Source organism: uncultured Ilumatobacter sp. (assembly GCF_963980585.1).
In the GTDB taxonomy this organism is placed as follows: Bacteria; Actinomycetota; Acidimicrobiia; order Acidimicrobiales; family Ilumatobacteraceae; genus Ilumatobacter_A.
The window spans coordinates 1-16,921 of sequence record NZ_CAXCAM010000017.1 but is presented as its reverse complement, the minus strand read 5'-3'; the positions used below and the strand labels follow the sequence as shown (position 1 = coordinate 16,921).

Sequence of the window (16,921 nt, the reverse complement as noted above, 5' to 3'; positions counted from 1 at the left end):
TAGTGTCGCGTTCATGGATCCGACGTACACCGCAGATGCAGAGGCCTACCGCGAAAAGGTGCAGGCATTCCTCGCTGAGAAGCTCCCCTCAAACTGGAACGGGATCGGCAGACTTCAAGACGCCGAACTCGAAACATTCGTCACCGAATGGCGCAACACGCTCTACGAAGCTAACTATCTCGCCCCGGGTTGGCCGGTCGAGTTCGGCGGCGCCGGCTTGTCCGCGACCGAGCAGGTCATCTTGGCTGAGGAGTTCGCCAAGGCGGGCGTCCCCACCGGTGGCCCCAACGACGCTTTCAGCATCCAGATGCTCGGCAACACGATTCTTGTGTGGGGCACCGACGAGCAGAAGGCGCACTACCTGCCCCGCCTGCTCAAGGGTGAGGACACCTGGTGTCAGGGCTACTCCGAGCCCGACGCTGGCTCTGACCTTGGCAACGTTGGTCTGAAAGCCGAACTCGACGGTGACGAGTGGGTGCTGAACGGTCAGAAGATCTGGACCTCTGCGGGTCACCTCGCTGACCACATCTTCACCCTTGCCCGCACCGACCCCGACTCGCCGAAGCACAAGGGAATTTCGTTCCTCCTGGTGCCGATGGACCAGCCGGGCATCGAAGTCCGCCCGATCAAGATGATCTCAGGCGACAGCGAGTTCAACGAGGTGTTCTACACCGACGCTCGCGTCCCGAAGGAGAACGTCATCGGCGGTGTCAACAACGGTTGGGCCGTCGCCATGTCGCTGCTCGGCTACGAGCGCGGCGAAGCCGCAGCAACCGGTCCAATCCGCTTCAAGGGTGAGTTCGCCCGCCTCCTGAAGATGGCGCAGGACCGCGGTCTTGCCGACGACCCGGTCATCCGCCAGAAGCTGGCATGGTGCTACTCGAGGGTTCAGATCATGGGCTTCCTCGGTCAACGTGTGCTCACGCAGTTCCTGGCCGGGCATCACCCGGGCCCCGACGCTGCCATTGGCAAACTGCAGTGGAGCGAATACCACAAGGTTGTCACTGAGCTGGCCATGGACATTCTTGGCGCCGACGCGTTGCACTGGGAAGGCCGCAAGCCCCCGTCGTCGTTCGGTTCGGACGATTCGGGCGCGCTGAACGATCCGTCATCCTGGATTGGTACGTTCCTGAACGCTCGTGCCGGAACGATTTACGCTGGATCGTCGCAGATTCAACGCAACATCATCGGCGAGATGATCCTTGGTCTCCCGAAGGAGCCTCGCCCGCCGGCACCCGCGAAATAGCTCTGGTGCGGTGAAGTCTGGCCCAATGAATTGCGAACAGTGATCAGCGCGCTCGGCGGTCTTGTCCGCCGGCCCGGTCTGTGGCCGACAGCGATTCGTCAGGCTCGCCGAACCGCTGCGCCAGGGTGGTGGAAGCGTCGTCCATTCCTGCCGGTTCCGTCCGGGGCCTACCTCGAATTCCGACTCGTGACCCAATACGGCGACGCCGCGCATCGACCTGAGTCTGACGATGTGGTGAAATACCTGCAATGGTGTCGGGAATGGGACCGTACGAGATAACCGCCGTCGCCGGCATGTGGGCTGCTCAGTAGGGTCCGGCCATGCACAGCGCGCTCGTTCTCAATGCCAGCTATGAGCCGCTGTCCGTCGTGTCTGCCCGCCGGGCTACCTGTCTTGTGCTGTCTGAGAAGGCTGAAATGCTCGAAGACGACGGCATCGTGCTGCATTCCGAGAGGCTCGACTTCGCGCAACCCTCTGTGATCAGGTTGCGGTACATGGTGAAGGTGCCTTACGTGCGCCGCAGCGCTGTGTCGCGTCGAGCAATTTTCGCCCGTGACGAACATCGTTGCCAATACTGCGGTGCGCACGCCGACTCGATCGATCACGTCTTTCCGCGTTCGCGCGGCGGTGGCCATCACTGGGAGAACGTCGCGGCGGCATGTAAGCCGTGCAATCTGACGAAGCGAGATCGCACGCCGGAGGAGGCCGGTATGCGGCTCGCTCGACCATGCCGTGCGCCGCGCTCAACGGCATGGGTGGTGGTGTCGGTGAACTCGGTGCCCGACACGTGGCGCCGGTACTTGCCGCTCGCATCGTGACGCAGTTCGAACTCATCGAGTTCGCCGAATCGCCACGAAGGTTTCACGGTCGCGAACTCCCTGACAGCGCCGCGCCACAGGTGTGGTGGAACCGGCTGACCGAGCCAGCGTTGGTGCTTGGTTCAACGCAGCGGGTCGAGCATGTCGTCGACGAAACTGCGTGTGCCGAAGCGAGCATCGAGATCGTTCGTCGACGAAGCGGGGGAGGGGCGGTCCTGTTGATCCCCGATGAGGTTGTGTGGTTCGACGTCATCGTGCCCACCGGTGCCGTCGCCGGACTGGGCGGCGATGTGCACGCGCCGATGTTGTGGCTCGGGGAGCGGTTGGGTCAGTTCCTTGCGCCGGTGATCGATGGCGAGACCACGGTCAAGGGTCCGGGCATGGTTTCGACGCCGTGGTCGACGCTGATCTGTTTCGACGGACTCGGCCCCGGCGAGGTGCTCGTCGACGGTCGCAAACTTGTGGGCATCAGTCAACGCCGCACCAGAGCGGCCTCGCGCCTGCAGTGTTGTTGGTATCGCAGCTACGACCCGGCTCGCCTTGTCGGGTTGCTCGACGCTGTCGGGCGTCCAGCGGTCGAGGAGTTGACCCCGGTTGCCACCCTTGACCCCGATGATGTGCGGTCTGTGCTCAGTGGATTCGCTCGATCATTGTGAAGTGAGTGTCAGGCAGCGGCTGCAGAATACGGAAGCCAACAACCCGCCTCGAAGTCGTAGAGCTTGCAGGATCGTGTTGCTCGCGCGTAGTCGACGATCGAGAAGCGCTCGACCTTGACCGTGTCGGGGTACTCGCTCGCGATCGCGGTGGCCGCCTGGGGAAGCTGATGGAAGGGAATGCGGGCATCGACGTGATGTGGGATATGGACGAAGATGTTGTGGAACCACAGTCGGTTGATCAGGCGCGGCATCCTCAAGATGGTCGTCGACTCCATTTGTCCTGCGAACTGGGACCACTCGCGACGCGACCACCAGCGAATGTCGGGCGATACGTGGTGAACGTAGACGGTCCACCCAATGATGTGGACGAAGATCAGAAATGGCACCACCACCAACTTGATGGGTAGCCAGATGGCTCCAAGGAGCCCGCCCTGTGTCGCTCCGAAGAGCACGGGGACCGTGAGGACGAGCGCCAGCGCCGGCCCCAACACGAACTTGTCCCGTCGGATTGCGCTGCGGTTCTTGCCGGCTGCAGCGAAGCGCCACATCTTTTCCCACCACACCACACGTAGGTAGTACGCGCCTGAGCCGAGGAGTGACCATTCGAATCGGTGGCGAAGCCGCCCGAGTGTGCCCATCTGCGCGAACTGTTCGACGGTAGTGGGGTGCCACACGAAGTCGAATCCTTCCCGCGTGGTATAGCCGTGGTGGATGCGATTGTGGCCGAGGTTCCAAGCTGCTTCGACGTGAGCGCTTGGCGCCATGCAGCTGCGGGCGACGAATCGATTCATCCGTTTCGAGTCGAAGAGTGCGCCATGGGAGGCGTCGTGGCCAAGTACGAAGAGCCCGGCGATGGCGAGGCCCACGGCCAGCCAGAGGAGTGGGATCGCCCACCATTGCGTGGTCAGCACGAGCAGCGTGAGTGGAGCGATGTAGAGGACTGCGCCTTGCGCGAGAGCCAGCCACGCCTTGGTGTTGGACTTCTCGTAGCACGTGGCAGGGATCACCGCCCGGACGTCGTTGAGCGATCGCTTGCGCTGACGCGGCAGGGTCTGGGGCGCGGCGGAGTCCATTGCAGGAACGGTACGCGCCCGACCGACCGGTAGGTAGGGCCAGAATCCTCTGTCGGGAATCCGGTGATCGGGGAGGTGCGGGGGAGTTCATGGGGGTGCTTGGGGAAATAATGGGGGGAGATGGTTGACGGTGGGGCTTAATGGGGGCACAATGGGGCGCGCTGGGGAGATCTCCCTCGTTCACCAGCAGTAACAGGCCCATCCCGGGGGAGATGGCAGGAACGAGACGCAACCGGTGTTTGTCGGGGTGCACGAGCGACAGCTCGATGATCGAGGACGAGTGGCACTGCCGCCGACCTTTCGACATCCCCTCGGCGATCTGTGTTACCTCTTTTCCGGCGAGGACGGTTGCGTCAGCATCCGCAGCGTCGACTCGTTCAAAGACGAAGCAACTGACTTGATCGCTCGTGTCAAGCGCGGTGAAGCGACTCGCGACCGACAGCGTGCGTTCGCTGCTTCGGCGAGTGAAGCATCGATCGACAAGCAGGGTCGAGTCACCCTCTCCCCGGAACTTCGTACATACGCCGGGATCAAGCCGCAGTCGGCCATCGTTGTGCTCGGCGACCTCGACCATGTCGAAATCTGGGAACCCGCGGCATATGCAAGACACCGCGACAACGGAAGTAACGAACTCACGGGTGACGCATCATGAGCGCCCCGGCACCCTCGAACGATTTCGAACACCGCCCCGTCATGCTGACCGAGATCACTCAGCTCTTCGCCGATGTGCCAGCAGGCACGGTCGTCGACGCCACTCTCGGCGGTGGCGGACATGCTGCATCGATTCTCGAGGCTCATCCCCACCTCGACGTTCTCGGCATCGACCAGGACACCGACGCGCTCAGTGCAGCTATCGAACGCCTGAAGAGTCAACGCAAGCGGCTCAGGACCAGCCATCGCAGATTCAACGAGTTTGACGACGCGCTTGCCGACCATCAGATCACCGAGATCAGCGGCGCACTTTTCGACCTTGGTGTCTCGTCGCCGCAGCTTGATCGCGGTGACCGGGGGTTCTCATATCGCAACGATGGTCCACTCGATATGCGGATGAACAGCGAACAGCAATGGTCCGCTTCCGACGTCGTGAACGGGTATGACGAGCGAGAACTCTCCCGGATCATCAAGAAGTACGGCGACGAAAAGTTCGCTCGACGAATCGCAGCAGCAATTGTCGCTGCCCGCCCCATCGCCACCACCTCCCAACTCGCGGAGGCGGTCACGAACGCCATTCCGGCGCCTGCGCGCCGGAGTGGCGGCCATCCTGCCAAGCGCACATTCCAGGCCATCCGCATCGAGGTCAATGGAGAGCTTGATGTCCTGCCCGACGCACTCGACCAGGCAGTTGAGGCCACGGTCCCCGGTGGACGAGTCGTGGTGCTGTCGTATCACTCGGGAGAAGACCGCATCGTCAAGGAACGGTTTGCCGTCGCTGCCGGCGCGTGTGACTGCCCGTACGACCTGCCGTGTGTGTGCGGTGCCGTCCAGACCGTACGGATTGTGCGCGGCGTCCCGAAGCGTGCGTCGGATGAGGAGCGTTCGTCGAATCGTCGAGCCGCTTCAGCCCGCCTCCGCGTTGTCGAACGGATCGAAACAGTCCGCAAGTCAGATGGCCAACCGGTGGGAACGATCTGATGGCGGTTCCCTTGCGGAACAGCGCGGTGAGTGCGCGGCGTACGCCGAAGCCCGCCGAACATCGCCCGGCTCTGACGCTTTCACCCGCGCCGCGCCGCCGCTGGCCCGCTGTCTTGGGCAGCTTCGCGTTGCTCGCAGTCCTCGCCGGCATGCTCGGGGCGGCGGTCTTCCATACACAACTCGCCGAGCGGCAGATTCGCATCGGGGTACTCGAGCGGTCTGTCAACGACGAGCGTGAGCGGTTCGACGAGCTCCGTCACCGGCGCGCCGAACTGCGTTCCCCGGTCCGCCTGGCGGCTGCTGCAGATGATCTCGGTATGGGTCCGGGCGACACCGGCACGTTCGTCGAACTCGATCCATGGCAGCTCGCACGGCAACTTGCTGCAGCGGGCGTTGTCGACGATCAGTCGCGCGATGTGATCATCGACACCGATCCACTTGAACAGTTCAGCGACGTCAAGCGCGTCTCAGCGGGCCAGCCCTAGGAGCACCTGAACATGGCGACTCGCACACACGGATCCACTCCTCGAAGCACACATTCATCAACTCGTCGCTCGTCATCGCAGACACCCGTGCGCGGCACCGTCGCATCGAAGCGTGCTGCGTCGGGGCGAGCGCAGAGCCCGGCGACCAAGCGGACAGGGGAGCGCGCCCGACGCGATCTCCGGCACTCGCCGGTCGGGCCAAGTCAACGCACGGCATCCAGCTCGCCCTCTCGCCCATCAAAGCCTCGCGCATCAAAACGGTCCCAGCAGCGGTCACGGCGGAACGTTCGAGCCCCCAAGCCAGACCAGCGGGCAGCTGAGCGCGGTGTCGGTTTGCCGCAACGTCGACTTCGGTTGGCGCTGGTGGTCATCGCGTTGATCCTGTGCGGCATCATCGCTCGCGTCGGATACTTGCAAACCAAGGAAGCCGACAGCCTGCGGTCTGCCGGTGCTGATCAATGGACGCGTTCCTACACGCTGCCCGCTCAGCGGGGCACAATGTTCGATCGTCACGGCAACGAACTCGCGATGTCTGTGCCGGCTGCATCGATCTCGATCAACCCGAAGCTCATCGTCGATGGAGCCGTGGTCGTCAACGACCTCGACAACCTGCTCGAACTCTCCGACGAGAAGCGCGCTGACCTCCTCGACGAAATTGCTCGCAAAGACCGCGGGTTCGTCTATGTCGCTCGGCAGATCGACGCCAATATCGGACAGTTCATTCGCGACCTGGGTCACGCGGGTGTCAACGTCGACGACGAGTCGCGTCGAGAGATGCCGGGTGGCGACACCGGTCGGAGCGTGCTCGGTCGAACCAACATCGACGGCGAGGGCATCGCCGGGCTCGAAAAGCAGTACGAGGATGTCCTCACCGGAACGAGCGGCTCGATGACGCGCGAAGTCGACCCGAAGCAGCGCACGATTGCCGGTTCGGAGTCGATCGCCCAGGCGCCGGTCGACGGCGACGACCTCGTCCTCACGCTCGATCGCTCGATTCAGTTCTCCACCGAGCAGGTGCTGCTCGCCCAACTCGAGCGCATCGGGGCGAAGGGCGGCACCGTCATCGCATTGGACACACCAACGGGTGAGGTCCTCGGCATGGCCTCGGTGCGACGTGACGACGACACGGGTGGCTATGCAGTCACGAACGGAAACTTTGCAGCGGTCGACGCGTATGAGCCGGGCTCGGTCGCGAAGGTCATCACCGTGGCTGGAGCGCTTGACGCTGGAGCGGTCACGCCCGACACGGCGTTCACGGTGCCGTGGCGCAAGCAGTACGCGGACGACTTGCTCAAGGACAGCCACGAACACCCTGACCTCTATCTCACCGTGTCCGACATTCTCACTGAGTCGTCGAACATCGGCACGATCATGGTGCAGCAAGCCCTGGGGCGATTCGAACATCACGAATACATGACGGACTTCGGCCTCGGCGAGAAAACAGCACTGGACTTCCCTGGTGAGTCGGACGGCATCCTCAAGGCGCCGGACGAACTGTGGGGCTCCGAGCGGGTGACGGTGTCGTATGGCCAGGGAGTCTCGAGCACGTCACTCCAACTCGCGGCAGCGGTCAACGTCATCGCCAATGGCGGAATCTACGTGGCACCCAAGCTCGTGCGAGCGGTCGTCGGACCTGACGGTACGCAGACCCCGGCTCCAGACGCCCCGAGCCGACGGGTTGTGTCCGAGCAAGCCGCAAACCAGACCGCCGCCATGATGCAGCGAGTCGTGTGTGAGGGCACTGCGACGCGGGCACAGGTCGACAACCTGCCCATTGCGGGCAAGACCGGAACGGCGTTCAAGGCGGCGCCAAATGGCACGTACTACAACGAGCAGGGCCAGCGGATCTACTACGCGAGTTTCGTCGGATTCTTCCCGGCCGACGACCCGCAGGTCACTGTGCTCGTCTCGGTCGATGAACCGCCAGCAGGCACGAATGATCGTTTCGGTGGCACCGCCGCTGCGCCGGTCTTTGCCGCCCTTGTCCCCACGCTCATCCATGAGTTGGGAATCCAGCCCGCACCTGGCAGCACCGGATGTCAGGAATGACCGAAGTCGGTCGCATCATGGCCCTGCTGGAGGTAGCAGACGCCGTGCTCGTTCCGTCCAGCACTGACGCCACCGCGGTCGTCGTCACCTCGGTCACGCATGACTCGCGCCAGGTCCAGGTTGGCACGTTGTTCGCCTGCCTCGTCGGCGATCGAGCGGACGGACACGAATTCGCCGTTGACGCAGTCCAGGCGGGCGCCACAGCGCTGTTGGTTGAGCGTGAATTGACCCAACCCGAGCTGTCCGGCGTGCCACAGATTGTCGTCGACAGTGCTCGGCGCCGGTTGGGTCCGATCAGCGCGCTTGTTGCAGGTGAGCCATCATCCGCGTTGAGGACTGTCGGCGTGACCGGGACCAACGGCAAGACCACCGTCTGTGCGATGCTCGCCGCGGTCTTCGAAGCGAATCAGTGGGCAACGGGCATCATCGGCACGCTGCACGGTCTCCGCACGACACCCGAGGCGCCGGAACTCCAGGCAACGCTCGCACACTTCGTGGCCGAGGGCCACCAAGCTGCGGTGCTTGAAGTCTCGTCGCACGCGCTTGCACTCCACCGTGTTGACGGGACGCGGTTTGATGCGGTCGTCTTCACCAACCTGGGACACGATCACCTCGACCTGCACGGAACTCCTGAGGAATACTTCAGGGCCAAGGCGTCGCTGTTTCGGTCCGAGTTCACACCGCTTGCGTTGATCAACACAGATGACACGCATGGTCGGCTGCTCGTCGATGTGGTCACGTCCAGCGATGAGGACATCACGGTGATCCCCTTCAGTACCTCTGATCTCACCGATGTGCGGGTGACCGCCACCTCGATCGACTATCGGTGGCGTGGCCATGACGTCTCGGTTGCAATTGGTGGTGACTTCAATGTCTCAAACTCGTTGGCCGCGCTCGAATCCGCGGTGGCGTTGGGCGTCGAGCCGGCAATCGCGGCATCGGCTCTGAGTGGTCTCCCGGTCGTTCCGGGCCGCTTCGAGAGCATCGGCTCATCTCACGGCAGCCGGATGCCGTTCTCGGTGGTCGTCGACTATGCCCACACTCCTGATGGACTCGCCGAAGTGCTCGCCGCAGCTCGTTCGGTTGTCGCGAGCGACGCAGCGGTGATCGTTGTGTTCGGCTGCGGCGGCGATCGGGATCATGCCAAGCGCCCCGCAATGGGGGCAGCTGCGGCGGCGGGCGCAGATCGGGTGATCATCACCTCCGACAATCCGCGAACCGAGAACCCGATGTCGATCATCAATGACATCAACGAGGGTGTCGACGACCACTACCGTGACCATGTCGTCTCCCAACCCGATCGGCGCCTGGCGATCGGTACTGCACTCGACGTGGCCCGCCCGGGTGACATCGTCGTCATTGCGGGCAAGGGTCACGAACAAACACAGGACCTCGGCGGCAACGTCGTGGCGTTCGACGACCGGGCCGTCGCTCGCTCGTTCCTGGACATGACAACCCCAGAAAGCATGGATCTCTCGTGATCGCCATCATGATCGCCACCGCGGTGTCGACACTCGTCTCGCTCTTCGGTACTCGATACCTCATCGTCTTTTTTCAGACTCGCGGACAGGGCCAACCGATCCTCGGCAAGGAGGACCACGGGCCCGAACATCACATGGTCAAGCAGGGCACACCGACGATGGGCGGGATTGCGATCGTCGTGGCCGCATTTGTCGGCTGGGTCGTCGCCCACGTCCGAGACCTCGCATTTTCCAATCAAACAATGATCGTGTGGGGTGGCGTGCTCTTTCTCGCTGCCATGGGCTTCCTCGACGACTACATCAAGGTGCGTAAACGGCACAACCGCGGCATTTTCTGGAAGCAGAAGAACTACATCACCATGCTTGCCAGCTTCGCCATGGCGTGGTTCCTCGTCATCGGTACCGGTATCTCTGAGACGATCTCGATTACCCGCCCAGAGATCGGCATCGAGGTGCCGACGATCGTGTGGGTGCTGTTCGCTGGCGCCATTATCTGGGCAACGACCAACGCGGTGAATGTCACCGACGGTCTCGACGGCCTTGCCGCTGGTTCCGCGCTGATGGGCTTCGGAGCGTTCGCTCTGATCGGCTACTGGCTGTTCCGTAATCCCGATGTCTACGACGGCGCGGTCAACCCGCTCGACATGGGTGTGTTTGCCGCCGCGTTTGCCGGTGGTTGTCTCGGCTTTCTGTGGTGGAACGCTGCACCGGCGCGCATCTTCATGGGCGATGTCGGGGCCTTGGCCATCGGCTCCGCACTCGCCTTTCTCGCTCTGACCACCAACACCATGCTCCTGATCATCCTGATTTGTGGCATCAACGTGATGGAAGCAGGGTCGGTCGCCATTCAGATGGTCGTGTTCAAGGCATCGGGTCGGACCAAACGCCTCTTCCGGATGTCGCCGATCCACCATCACTTCGAGCTCATTGGCTGGCCCGAAACCACGGTGATCATTCGATTCTGGCTCCTGTCCGGCATCTCCATCGCCACGGCTGTTGCGATCTTTATCGCCGACTTCACCAACGTCGCCGGCGGTCTCAGAGTTCCATGAGCGCCCGTCCCGACAACCGTCCGAAGGCGCTGGTCTACGGCCTGGCCGTCGCCGGTGTGTCGACCGTGCGCGCCCTGCTTCGCCATGGACATGACGTCATCGCCGCCGATGACACGATCACACCAGAACGCCTTGCGACTGCCACTGAACTCGGTGTGGAGCTGATCGATTCCTCAGTCCGGTCCGTCGACGAACTGCTTGACGGCTGCTCGATGCTCTGCCCGGCGCCCGGCGTGCCAGAGACGCATCCCATCATCGAAGCTGCGCTCGCTCGCGGCATCGAGATCGTCTCAGAGATTGAACTGGCTTACCGGTGGGAACAGCAACGTCCGGGTGGCCCCCGCCGGATGCTCGCAGTCACCGCAACCGATGGCAAGACCACAACGTCCAAGCTTGCCGTTCACCTGCTCGAAGCAGCCGGCGTTCGCTCGATTGACGCAGGGAACACCGACACGCCTCTCGTTGACGCTCTTGATGCCGTTGACGAGGTTGGCAACGAACGCTACGACGCTTTCGTCGTCGAGTGCAGCAGCTTCCGCCTCGCTTGGACCCCGACATTCCGGGCCGATGCCGCTGCATGGCTCAACCTGCAACCGGATCACCTGAACTGGCACCGGTCCATGAACGCATACGAGGCTGCCAAGGCGCAGGTCTTCGCCAACCAGACCGCTGCTGATGTTGCGATTGGCTTCGCCGAGGACCCCGTCGTGATGGCATGGCTGGCTCAAGCCCCTGGGAGGCAGTGCAGCTTCGGCGGACCCGATGCGGACTACCGAGTCGAGAATGCAACGCTGGTCGGCCCCAACGGGACCATTGCGCCGCTGCGATCGCTGCGACGACGGCTGCCTCATGACGTCACCAACGCGTTGGCTGCATCGGCGCTGGTGCTCGAGACTGGGCTCGCCGACGCGGCCGCCGTTGCCAGTGGTCTCGCAACGTTCGTCGGTCCGCCGCACCGATTGGAACGCATCGCGACGATCAACGGCATCGATTGGTACAACGACTCGAAGGCCACGACACCGCACGCCGCGGCCGCCGCAATCAGGTCGTTCGAACGGATTGTGTTGATCGCCGGAGGAGCGGACAAGGGCGTAGCCCTGTCATCGATGGCCGCCGAGCCCGAACGCTTCGCAGGGGTGATCGGTCTGGGTGCAACAGCGCCAAACATCGTTGAATTGTTCATCGCTGCAGGCGTCAATGCCGAACGGGTTGTCGATGTGCAGACCCTTGAACGCGCCGTGACACAGGCGGCCGAGTGGGCCGGCGATGGCGATGTCGTTCTGCTTTCCCCGGGGTGCGCCAGCCTCGATCAGTTTGCAAGTTTCGAAGTGCGTGGCGACACCTTTCGCCGCTTGGTCGCCGCTCTTTCGCAGGAGGTCTCTGCATGACATCAACACTCACCGTTGCCGACCGCCGTCGGGCGGCGCTCGAACGCCGCACTGCGTCGGCGGCGCCGGCGCGGTCCGCCGCGCGTGTGAAGTCGCAGACTGCGAAGTCCCTGCGCTCGAAGACGCTTCCAGCACGCCGTCGGCCGCTGTTGCAGCCGGCTCGGCAGGCAACGAAATCCGCCTGGACGACCCGCGGGAAACTCGGCCCGCCACCCGGCACGTTCTACGTCATTGCCGGCATCGTCGCAGTGTTCGTGATGCTTGGACTCGTGATGGTGCTCTCCGCATCAGCGATCACCCAGGTCAACGTCGGCAACTCGCCTTACGCCGTCTTCGGGAGGCAGGCGATGTGGGCGGGATTCGGTCTCATTGGGATGATCTTCGCCACGCAGGTGCCGTACACCGTGTGGCGTCCGCTCACGATCCCCCTTGCGGTGCTCGGCGTGGGAGCGATGGCAGCACCCTTCGTGCCTGGCCTTGGGGTCAGCATCAACGGTGCTCGTTCGTGGATCCGCGTCGGCGGGTTCTCGATGCAGCCGTCGGAGTTCCTCAAACTTGTGGTGGTCATCGTTGCTGCTGACCTGCTGACACGCCGCGAGCGCGGGATGGCAGACCCCACTCGCACCGTGCTTCCCGTCGCCGCGATTGCCGGACTCGCTGCGGCACTCTGCTTGGTGCAGGGTGACCTCGGATCGGCCATCGTGATCGGTGCAATCGTGCTGAGCGTCGCGTGGATTGCCGGACTGCCGATGCGCCAAATCTCGATGTTGGGGTTCGTTGCGATCGCCGGTGCGCTGATCTTTGTCGTGTCCAGCCCGCGGCGGCTCAGTCGATTCACGGCCTTCACCGACATCGAAGCCCACAAAGAGTTTGAGTCGTATCAGGTGTATCAGGGACTGGTCAGCATCGCGAACGGTGGCCTCACCGGATCCGGTATCGGCGGGAGCCGGGCCAAGACCGGCTTCCTTCCGTATGCGCACAGTGACTTCATCTTTTCGATCATCGCCGATGAACTCGGCATGATCGGAGCAGCGGCAGTGGTCGGTGGCTTCATCGTGCTCGTGGCCTTTGGCGTGCAGACGGCGTTGGCTGCTCCCGATCGTTTCGGAATGCTGCTTGCCGGCGGTATCTCGGCCTGGTTCGGGGTGCAAGCGATCGTCAACCTCGGTGGTGTGACGGGTTTGATGCCCGTCACCGGTCTGACGCTGCCCTTCTTCTCCGCAGGCGGTAGTTCGCTCTTCGTCAGCATGTTTGCTGCGGGATTATTGCTGAGCGTCGCTCGGCGCGTGCCTCGTCGCTGATGACCGAATCGCCGAGCGCAACGTTCGCTGTCGTGACTGGTGGTGGCACGGCCGGCCACGTGCTCCCCGCTCTGGCTGTGGCCGAAGCGCTGGTGGCACGCGGACATGATCCAGCGAGCATCGTCTATGCGGGATGCGAACGCGGGATCGAGACTCGGCTGCTGCCCGGCACCCCGTTCCCGCACCGGTTTTATGACGTCATCGGACTACAGCGCAGTGTGACTCGTCGCAATCTCGGCTTCGTCCCGAAGCTGATCCGCAGTACCCGCCAGGCAATCAAGGACCTCCGTGCCAGCCGTCCCTCCGTTGTCGTATCGGTCGGCGGATACGCCAGCGTGCCGTCGGTCTTCGCTGCGCGCCGCCTGAAGGTGCCCGTCGTCGTGGTCTCCTATGACCGGACGCCCGGACGAGCCAGCCGACTGTCGGCGCGCCGTGCGGTGGCATGTGCCGTTGCGTTTGAGAACTCGCCGCTCCCACGGGCCGAGATCACGGGCGCACCAGTGCGTCAGGCGATCTTCGATGTCGATCGGGTGGCAAGCCGCGCTGCGGCGCGCGCTCGTCTGGGGCTTCCGGAAGATCGCTTCGTCGTGGCGGTCATGGGCGGGTCGCAGGGGTCCGGCGTCTTGAACGGAGCGGTGGCTGACTACTTGGAACAGCACGCTCACGACAGCCAACTCGCCGTCCGACAAGTAGCCGGTGATCGCTTTGTGGACGGGATTGATCGGGTCGGCAACGGTGCTGCCGACGGACCGGGCGTGCTCCACCAACTCGTTGGCTACGAAGATGACATGCCGTCGGTCTATGCCGCTGCCGATCTACTCATCGGACGCGGTGGGGCGAGCACAGTGCACGAAGTTGCCGTCACAGGGACGCCAGCAATCCTGGTGCCGTGGCCGAATGCGGCTGACGATCACCAGACCGACAACGTCGAATGGCTCAGCGAGCAGGGTGGGGCGGTGCTGCTTGCCGAGCAGAACTTGGATCATCCCGGAGTCGGACTCGCTGACACGATCGAACGGTTGCGCACCGACCCGGCAGCACTCTCCCAACTCAGTGCTGGGGCCAGCTCGCGGGGTGATGTTCATCGATCTGGCGCATTGGCAGCGTTGATCGAGCGTGTCGCTCTAACATCTGCTGCATCGTGATGCCTGCCCCGCCGCTTGACCTTTCGATTCCACACCGCCTGCACGTCGTCGGCATTGGCGGACCGGGCATGAGTGCCATTGCCATCGCCCTCGCCGAGATGGGACATGACGTGTCCGGCAGCGACCTGCGCGAGCACCCTGTTCTCGAACGAGTTCGTGCAGCGCAGGCGCGAGTGCACGTGGGGCACGATCGCAACTACGTTCACGGTGTCGACGCCGTTACTGCATCGACCGCTATCCCGGCGCACAACATCGAACTTGACGAAGCCCGCACCACGGGCGTCACCGTCCTCCGACGCGCCGGCATGCTCGCCTCGATCTGCGCGCGGGCCAAGTCGCTGGCCGTCGCGGGGACGCACGGCAAGACCACGACCACGTCCATGCTGATGTTGATGCTGGCCGAAGCACGCCTGCGGCCAAGCTTCATCGTTGGAGGCGATGTCACCGATGTCGGTACGGGTGCGCACTGGTCGGGCGGGGAGTGGCTCGTCGTTGAAGCCGACGAGAGCGACGGCACGCATCTTGAGTTGCCGTTGTACGGCACGATTATCACCAACATCGAGACCGACCATCTCGACCACTACGGCAGCTTCGATGGCATCGTCGACAGCTTTGATACGTATCTGGCGCAAATCCCCGGACCGAAAATCGTCAATGCTGACGACGACGTGACCCGTCGGCTTGGCGCCAAGTGCGGTGCCATCACGTTTGGCCTCGGCAGCGACGCAGACGTTCGTGCGGTCGACATCGAAGCCGCCGACGGATCGTTCACGTTCGAAGTCGAACGGCGCTCAGCGAGCGGTATGGACCGGCTCGGCGCGATTCATCTGCCGATGCGCGGCATTTACAATGTGCGCAACGCACTCGCGGCCACTGCGATGGCCTTGGAGATCGGCGTTGAGTTTGCCGACATCGCCGCAGCACTGGCCAAGTTCGGTGGGGTGGCCCGGCGGTTCGACGTTCGCGGCGTTGACGGCGGAGCAACTTTCGTTGACGACTACGCCCACTTGCCGACCGAAATCGACTCGGTCCTCACCGGAGCGCGCGAGAGCGGCGATGGCTGGAATCGCGTTATCGCCGTCTTCCAGCCCAATCGCTTCAACCGCATCTCAGAGATCTGGCGTGACTATGCCGATGCATTCGGCCAGGCCGACCTCGTCGTGCTCACCGATATCTTCGCCTCTGGAACGACGCCCATTCCGGGGATCACCGGCAAGCTGATCGTCAACGCCGTCACCGAGGCGCACCCGGGCAGACGTGTTATTTGGCTCCCCAGCCGCTCCGACCTGGTGTCGTTTGTCGCCGGCGAAGCTCGATCGGGCGACGTTGTTATTTCGATGGGATGTGGCGACATCGCATCGTTCCCGTCAGAAGTCCTCGATGCCCGAAGATCGGCCTGACATGGAATCGAACCATGAGCAGGCGGTCGCACGCGCTGCGGAACTGCTGGGGCCGTTAGCGGCGCGGGACGTGCCGATCGGCCCCATGACCACGTACCGCGTGGGTGGCTCGGCCGATCTGTTTGTCCGTCTCACTGCTCGTGATCAGATCCCGACCGTCGCCACAGCGCTCCACGTTTCTGGACTTCCTCTTCTGGTCATCGGGCGTGGGTCGAATCTGCTCGTCGCCGACGCCGGCTTCCGTGGGGTTGCTCTCTCGATCGCGGATATCTGCAACGACATCGAGATCGACACTGAGACATCAACCGTGACGGCGGGAAGTGGCGTCCTCCTTCCGGTCTTGGCGCGCCGTATCGCATCGGCGGGCTTGACTGGATTCGAGTGGGCGGTCGGCGTGCCGGGCTCGGTCGGGGGCGCCGTGCGAATGAATGCAGGCGGACATGGATCGGATATGTCGGCGTCACTGACATCGGTCACGCTGGCTGACCTCGCTGATGACCCAAACGGTGACATCGTGCAGTCGATGGATGTCGAACAACTCGGGTTGCGTTTCCGCGGCAGCGGGCTCTCGCCGACCCAGTTGATCATCGACGCGACCGTGCAGCTCGCACCCGGTAGTCGAGAGGCCGCCGAAGGTGAACTCAGTGAGATCGTGCAGTGGCGTCGGGCCAATCAGCCCGGTGGGCAGAATGCCGGATCGGTGTTCGTCAACCCGGTACCTGGCGAAGTGACCTGCGGCGCATTGATCGACAGCGCCGGCCTCCGCGGCTTTCGGCACGGGTCGGCAACCGTCTCGGAGAAGCACGCCAACTTTATTCAGGCCGACGAGAACGGCAGCGCCGATGATGTTCGAGCGCTGATGCGTCTTGTCCGTGATCGAGTCGAAGCTGCTTCGGGCTGGCGATTGCGCAGTGAGATCAGGTTGATCGGCTTCGAGGACGACTTCTGATGTTCGGACGCAAGAAACCTGCCGAGAATCACGTTGGCGAGCCGACACCGGCGAGCGAACGAGTGCGCACCGAGGACTCCGTGCTCGACGAGTTGTCGCGGGCGTTTGGTACAGCGGACAAGCAGCACGAGGGGCAGGATGCGGCCCGAGATGACAATGCGGCGCTGATCTCTGACGACGACGACACGGAACAGACCGCGGTCGATCCGCTCAGCGGACTCCTTGACGAACGGGTTGACGAACGGG

16 protein-coding genes are annotated in these 16,921 nt (G+C 63.4%); 15 read left to right on the top strand and 1 reads right to left on the bottom strand.

The window, feature by feature from the left end:
• The first annotated feature begins 13 nt into the window (after positions 1 to 13).
• From ACH2DW_RS07420 to ACH2DW_RS07410, 3 genes are all read left to right on the top strand, one after another.
• Positions 14 to 1,246, top strand: a complete 1,233-nt coding sequence (locus ACH2DW_RS07420) for an acyl-CoA dehydrogenase family protein (RefSeq protein WP_394929096.1) — start codon at positions 14 to 16, stop codon at positions 1,244 to 1,246.
• Positions 1,247 to 1,566: 320 nt separating this feature from the next.
• Entirely contained in the window at positions 1,567 to 2,064 is a 498-nt protein-coding gene (locus ACH2DW_RS07415; RefSeq protein ID WP_394929095.1) for an HNH endonuclease, read from the top strand.
• On the top strand, positions 2,061 to 2,720 hold the full coding sequence (locus tag ACH2DW_RS07410) for a hypothetical protein (protein ID WP_394929094.1): 660 nt from the start codon (positions 2,061 to 2,063) through the stop codon (positions 2,718 to 2,720). Before ACH2DW_RS07415 ends, ACH2DW_RS07410 begins: the two co-directional genes overlap by 4 nt.
• Positions 2,721 to 2,728: 8 nt before the next feature.
• On the opposite strand, the gene ACH2DW_RS07405 is transcribed toward ACH2DW_RS07410, so the two are convergent.
• Positions 2,729 to 3,793 (bottom strand): fatty acid desaturase, encoded by a 1,065-nt coding sequence (locus tag ACH2DW_RS07405; RefSeq protein ID WP_394929093.1) that lies wholly within the window; start codon positions 3,791 to 3,793, stop codon positions 2,729 to 2,731.
• Positions 3,794 to 4,073: 280 nt separating this feature from the next.
• Here ACH2DW_RS07405 and ACH2DW_RS07400 point away from each other — a divergent pair, with 280 nt between their 5' ends.
• The 12 genes from ACH2DW_RS07400 to ACH2DW_RS07345 form a co-directional block, all read left to right on the top strand.
• Positions 4,074 to 4,445 (top strand): division/cell wall cluster transcriptional repressor MraZ, encoded by a 372-nt coding sequence (locus ACH2DW_RS07400; RefSeq protein WP_394929092.1) that lies wholly within the window; start codon positions 4,074 to 4,076, stop codon positions 4,443 to 4,445.
• Positions 4,442 to 5,425 (top strand): 16S rRNA (cytosine(1402)-N(4))-methyltransferase RsmH, encoded by a 984-nt coding sequence (rsmH, locus tag ACH2DW_RS07395; protein ID WP_394929091.1) that lies wholly within the window; start codon positions 4,442 to 4,444, stop codon positions 5,423 to 5,425. The genes ACH2DW_RS07400 and rsmH overlap by 4 nt, the downstream gene beginning before the upstream one ends.
• On the top strand, positions 5,425 to 5,910 hold the full coding sequence (locus ACH2DW_RS07390) for a hypothetical protein (protein ID WP_394929090.1): 486 nt from the start codon (positions 5,425 to 5,427) through the stop codon (positions 5,908 to 5,910). The genes rsmH and ACH2DW_RS07390 overlap by 1 nt, the downstream gene beginning before the upstream one ends.
• 363 nt (positions 5,911 to 6,273) lie before the next feature.
• Positions 6,274 to 7,959: a peptidoglycan D,D-transpeptidase FtsI family protein gene (locus ACH2DW_RS07385; RefSeq protein ID WP_394929089.1), complete on the top strand. Its 1,686-nt coding sequence runs from the start codon at positions 6,274 to 6,276 to the stop codon at positions 7,957 to 7,959.
• On the top strand, positions 7,956 to 9,440 hold the full coding sequence (locus ACH2DW_RS07380; RefSeq protein ID WP_394929088.1) for a UDP-N-acetylmuramoyl-L-alanyl-D-glutamate--2,6-diaminopimelate ligase: 1,485 nt from the start codon (positions 7,956 to 7,958) through the stop codon (positions 9,438 to 9,440). Before ACH2DW_RS07385 ends, ACH2DW_RS07380 begins: the two co-directional genes overlap by 4 nt.
• Positions 9,437 to 10,492 carry a phospho-N-acetylmuramoyl-pentapeptide-transferase gene (gene mraY, locus ACH2DW_RS07375; protein WP_394929087.1) on the top strand — a complete coding sequence of 352 codons (1,056 nt, stop codon included), beginning with the start codon at positions 9,437 to 9,439 and terminating at the stop codon, positions 10,490 to 10,492. Before ACH2DW_RS07380 ends, mraY begins: the two co-directional genes overlap by 4 nt.
• Positions 10,489 to 11,880 (top strand): UDP-N-acetylmuramoyl-L-alanine--D-glutamate ligase, encoded by a 1,392-nt coding sequence (gene murD, locus ACH2DW_RS07370; protein ID WP_394929086.1) that lies wholly within the window; start codon positions 10,489 to 10,491, stop codon positions 11,878 to 11,880. The genes mraY and murD overlap by 4 nt, the downstream gene beginning before the upstream one ends.
• Positions 11,877 to 13,181 carry a putative lipid II flippase FtsW gene (ftsW, locus tag ACH2DW_RS07365; protein WP_394929085.1) on the top strand — a complete coding sequence of 435 codons (1,305 nt, stop codon included), beginning with the start codon at positions 11,877 to 11,879 and terminating at the stop codon, positions 13,179 to 13,181. The genes murD and ftsW overlap by 4 nt, the downstream gene beginning before the upstream one ends.
• Positions 13,181 to 14,326, top strand: a complete 1,146-nt coding sequence (locus tag ACH2DW_RS07360; protein WP_394929084.1) for a UDP-N-acetylglucosamine--N-acetylmuramyl-(pentapeptide) pyrophosphoryl-undecaprenol N-acetylglucosamine transferase — start codon at positions 13,181 to 13,183, stop codon at positions 14,324 to 14,326. The genes ftsW and ACH2DW_RS07360 overlap by 1 nt, the downstream gene beginning before the upstream one ends.
• Positions 14,326 to 15,726: a UDP-N-acetylmuramate--L-alanine ligase gene (gene murC / locus ACH2DW_RS07355; protein WP_394929138.1), complete on the top strand. Its 1,401-nt coding sequence runs from the start codon at positions 14,326 to 14,328 to the stop codon at positions 15,724 to 15,726. The genes ACH2DW_RS07360 and murC overlap by 1 nt, the downstream gene beginning before the upstream one ends.
• Position 15,727: 1 nt before the next feature.
• Positions 15,728 to 16,675 carry a UDP-N-acetylmuramate dehydrogenase gene (murB, locus tag ACH2DW_RS07350; protein WP_394929083.1) on the top strand — a complete coding sequence of 316 codons (948 nt, stop codon included), beginning with the start codon at positions 15,728 to 15,730 and terminating at the stop codon, positions 16,673 to 16,675.
• A partial coding sequence (locus ACH2DW_RS07345; RefSeq protein ID WP_394929082.1) for a hypothetical protein occupies positions 16,675 to 16,921 on the top strand: 247 nt, incomplete at its 3' end. The genes murB and ACH2DW_RS07345, both read left to right, overlap by 1 nt.

Bases quoted from the DNA above. Each gene is read 5' to 3' on its own strand.
- murB (WP_394929083.1), top strand. From the start codon at position 15,728: ATGGAATCGAACCATGAGCAGGCGGTCGCACGCGCTGCGGAACTGCTG.
- ACH2DW_RS07415 (WP_394929095.1), top strand. From the start codon at position 1,567: ATGCACAGCGCGCTCGTTCTCAATGCCAGCTATGAGCCGCTGTCCGTC.
- ACH2DW_RS07380 (WP_394929088.1), top strand. From the start codon at position 7,956: ATGACCGAAGTCGGTCGCATCATGGCCCTGCTGGAGGTAGCAGACGCC.
- ACH2DW_RS07360 (WP_394929084.1), top strand. From the start codon at position 13,181: ATGACCGAATCGCCGAGCGCAACGTTCGCTGTCGTGACTGGTGGTGGC.
- ACH2DW_RS07420 (WP_394929096.1), top strand. From the start codon at position 14: ATGGATCCGACGTACACCGCAGATGCAGAGGCCTACCGCGAAAAGGTG.
- ACH2DW_RS07390 (WP_394929090.1), top strand. From the start codon at position 5,425: ATGGCGGTTCCCTTGCGGAACAGCGCGGTGAGTGCGCGGCGTACGCCG.
- murD (WP_394929086.1), top strand. From the start codon at position 10,489: ATGAGCGCCCGTCCCGACAACCGTCCGAAGGCGCTGGTCTACGGCCTG.
- rsmH (WP_394929091.1), top strand. From the start codon at position 4,442: ATGAGCGCCCCGGCACCCTCGAACGATTTCGAACACCGCCCCGTCATG.
- ACH2DW_RS07405 (WP_394929093.1), bottom strand. From the start codon at position 3,793: ATGGACTCCGCCGCGCCCCAGACCCTGCCGCGTCAGCGCAAGCGATCG.
- ftsW (WP_394929085.1), top strand. From the start codon at position 11,877: ATGACATCAACACTCACCGTTGCCGACCGCCGTCGGGCGGCGCTCGAA.
- murC (WP_394929138.1), top strand. From the start codon at position 14,326: ATGCCTGCCCCGCCGCTTGACCTTTCGATTCCACACCGCCTGCACGTC.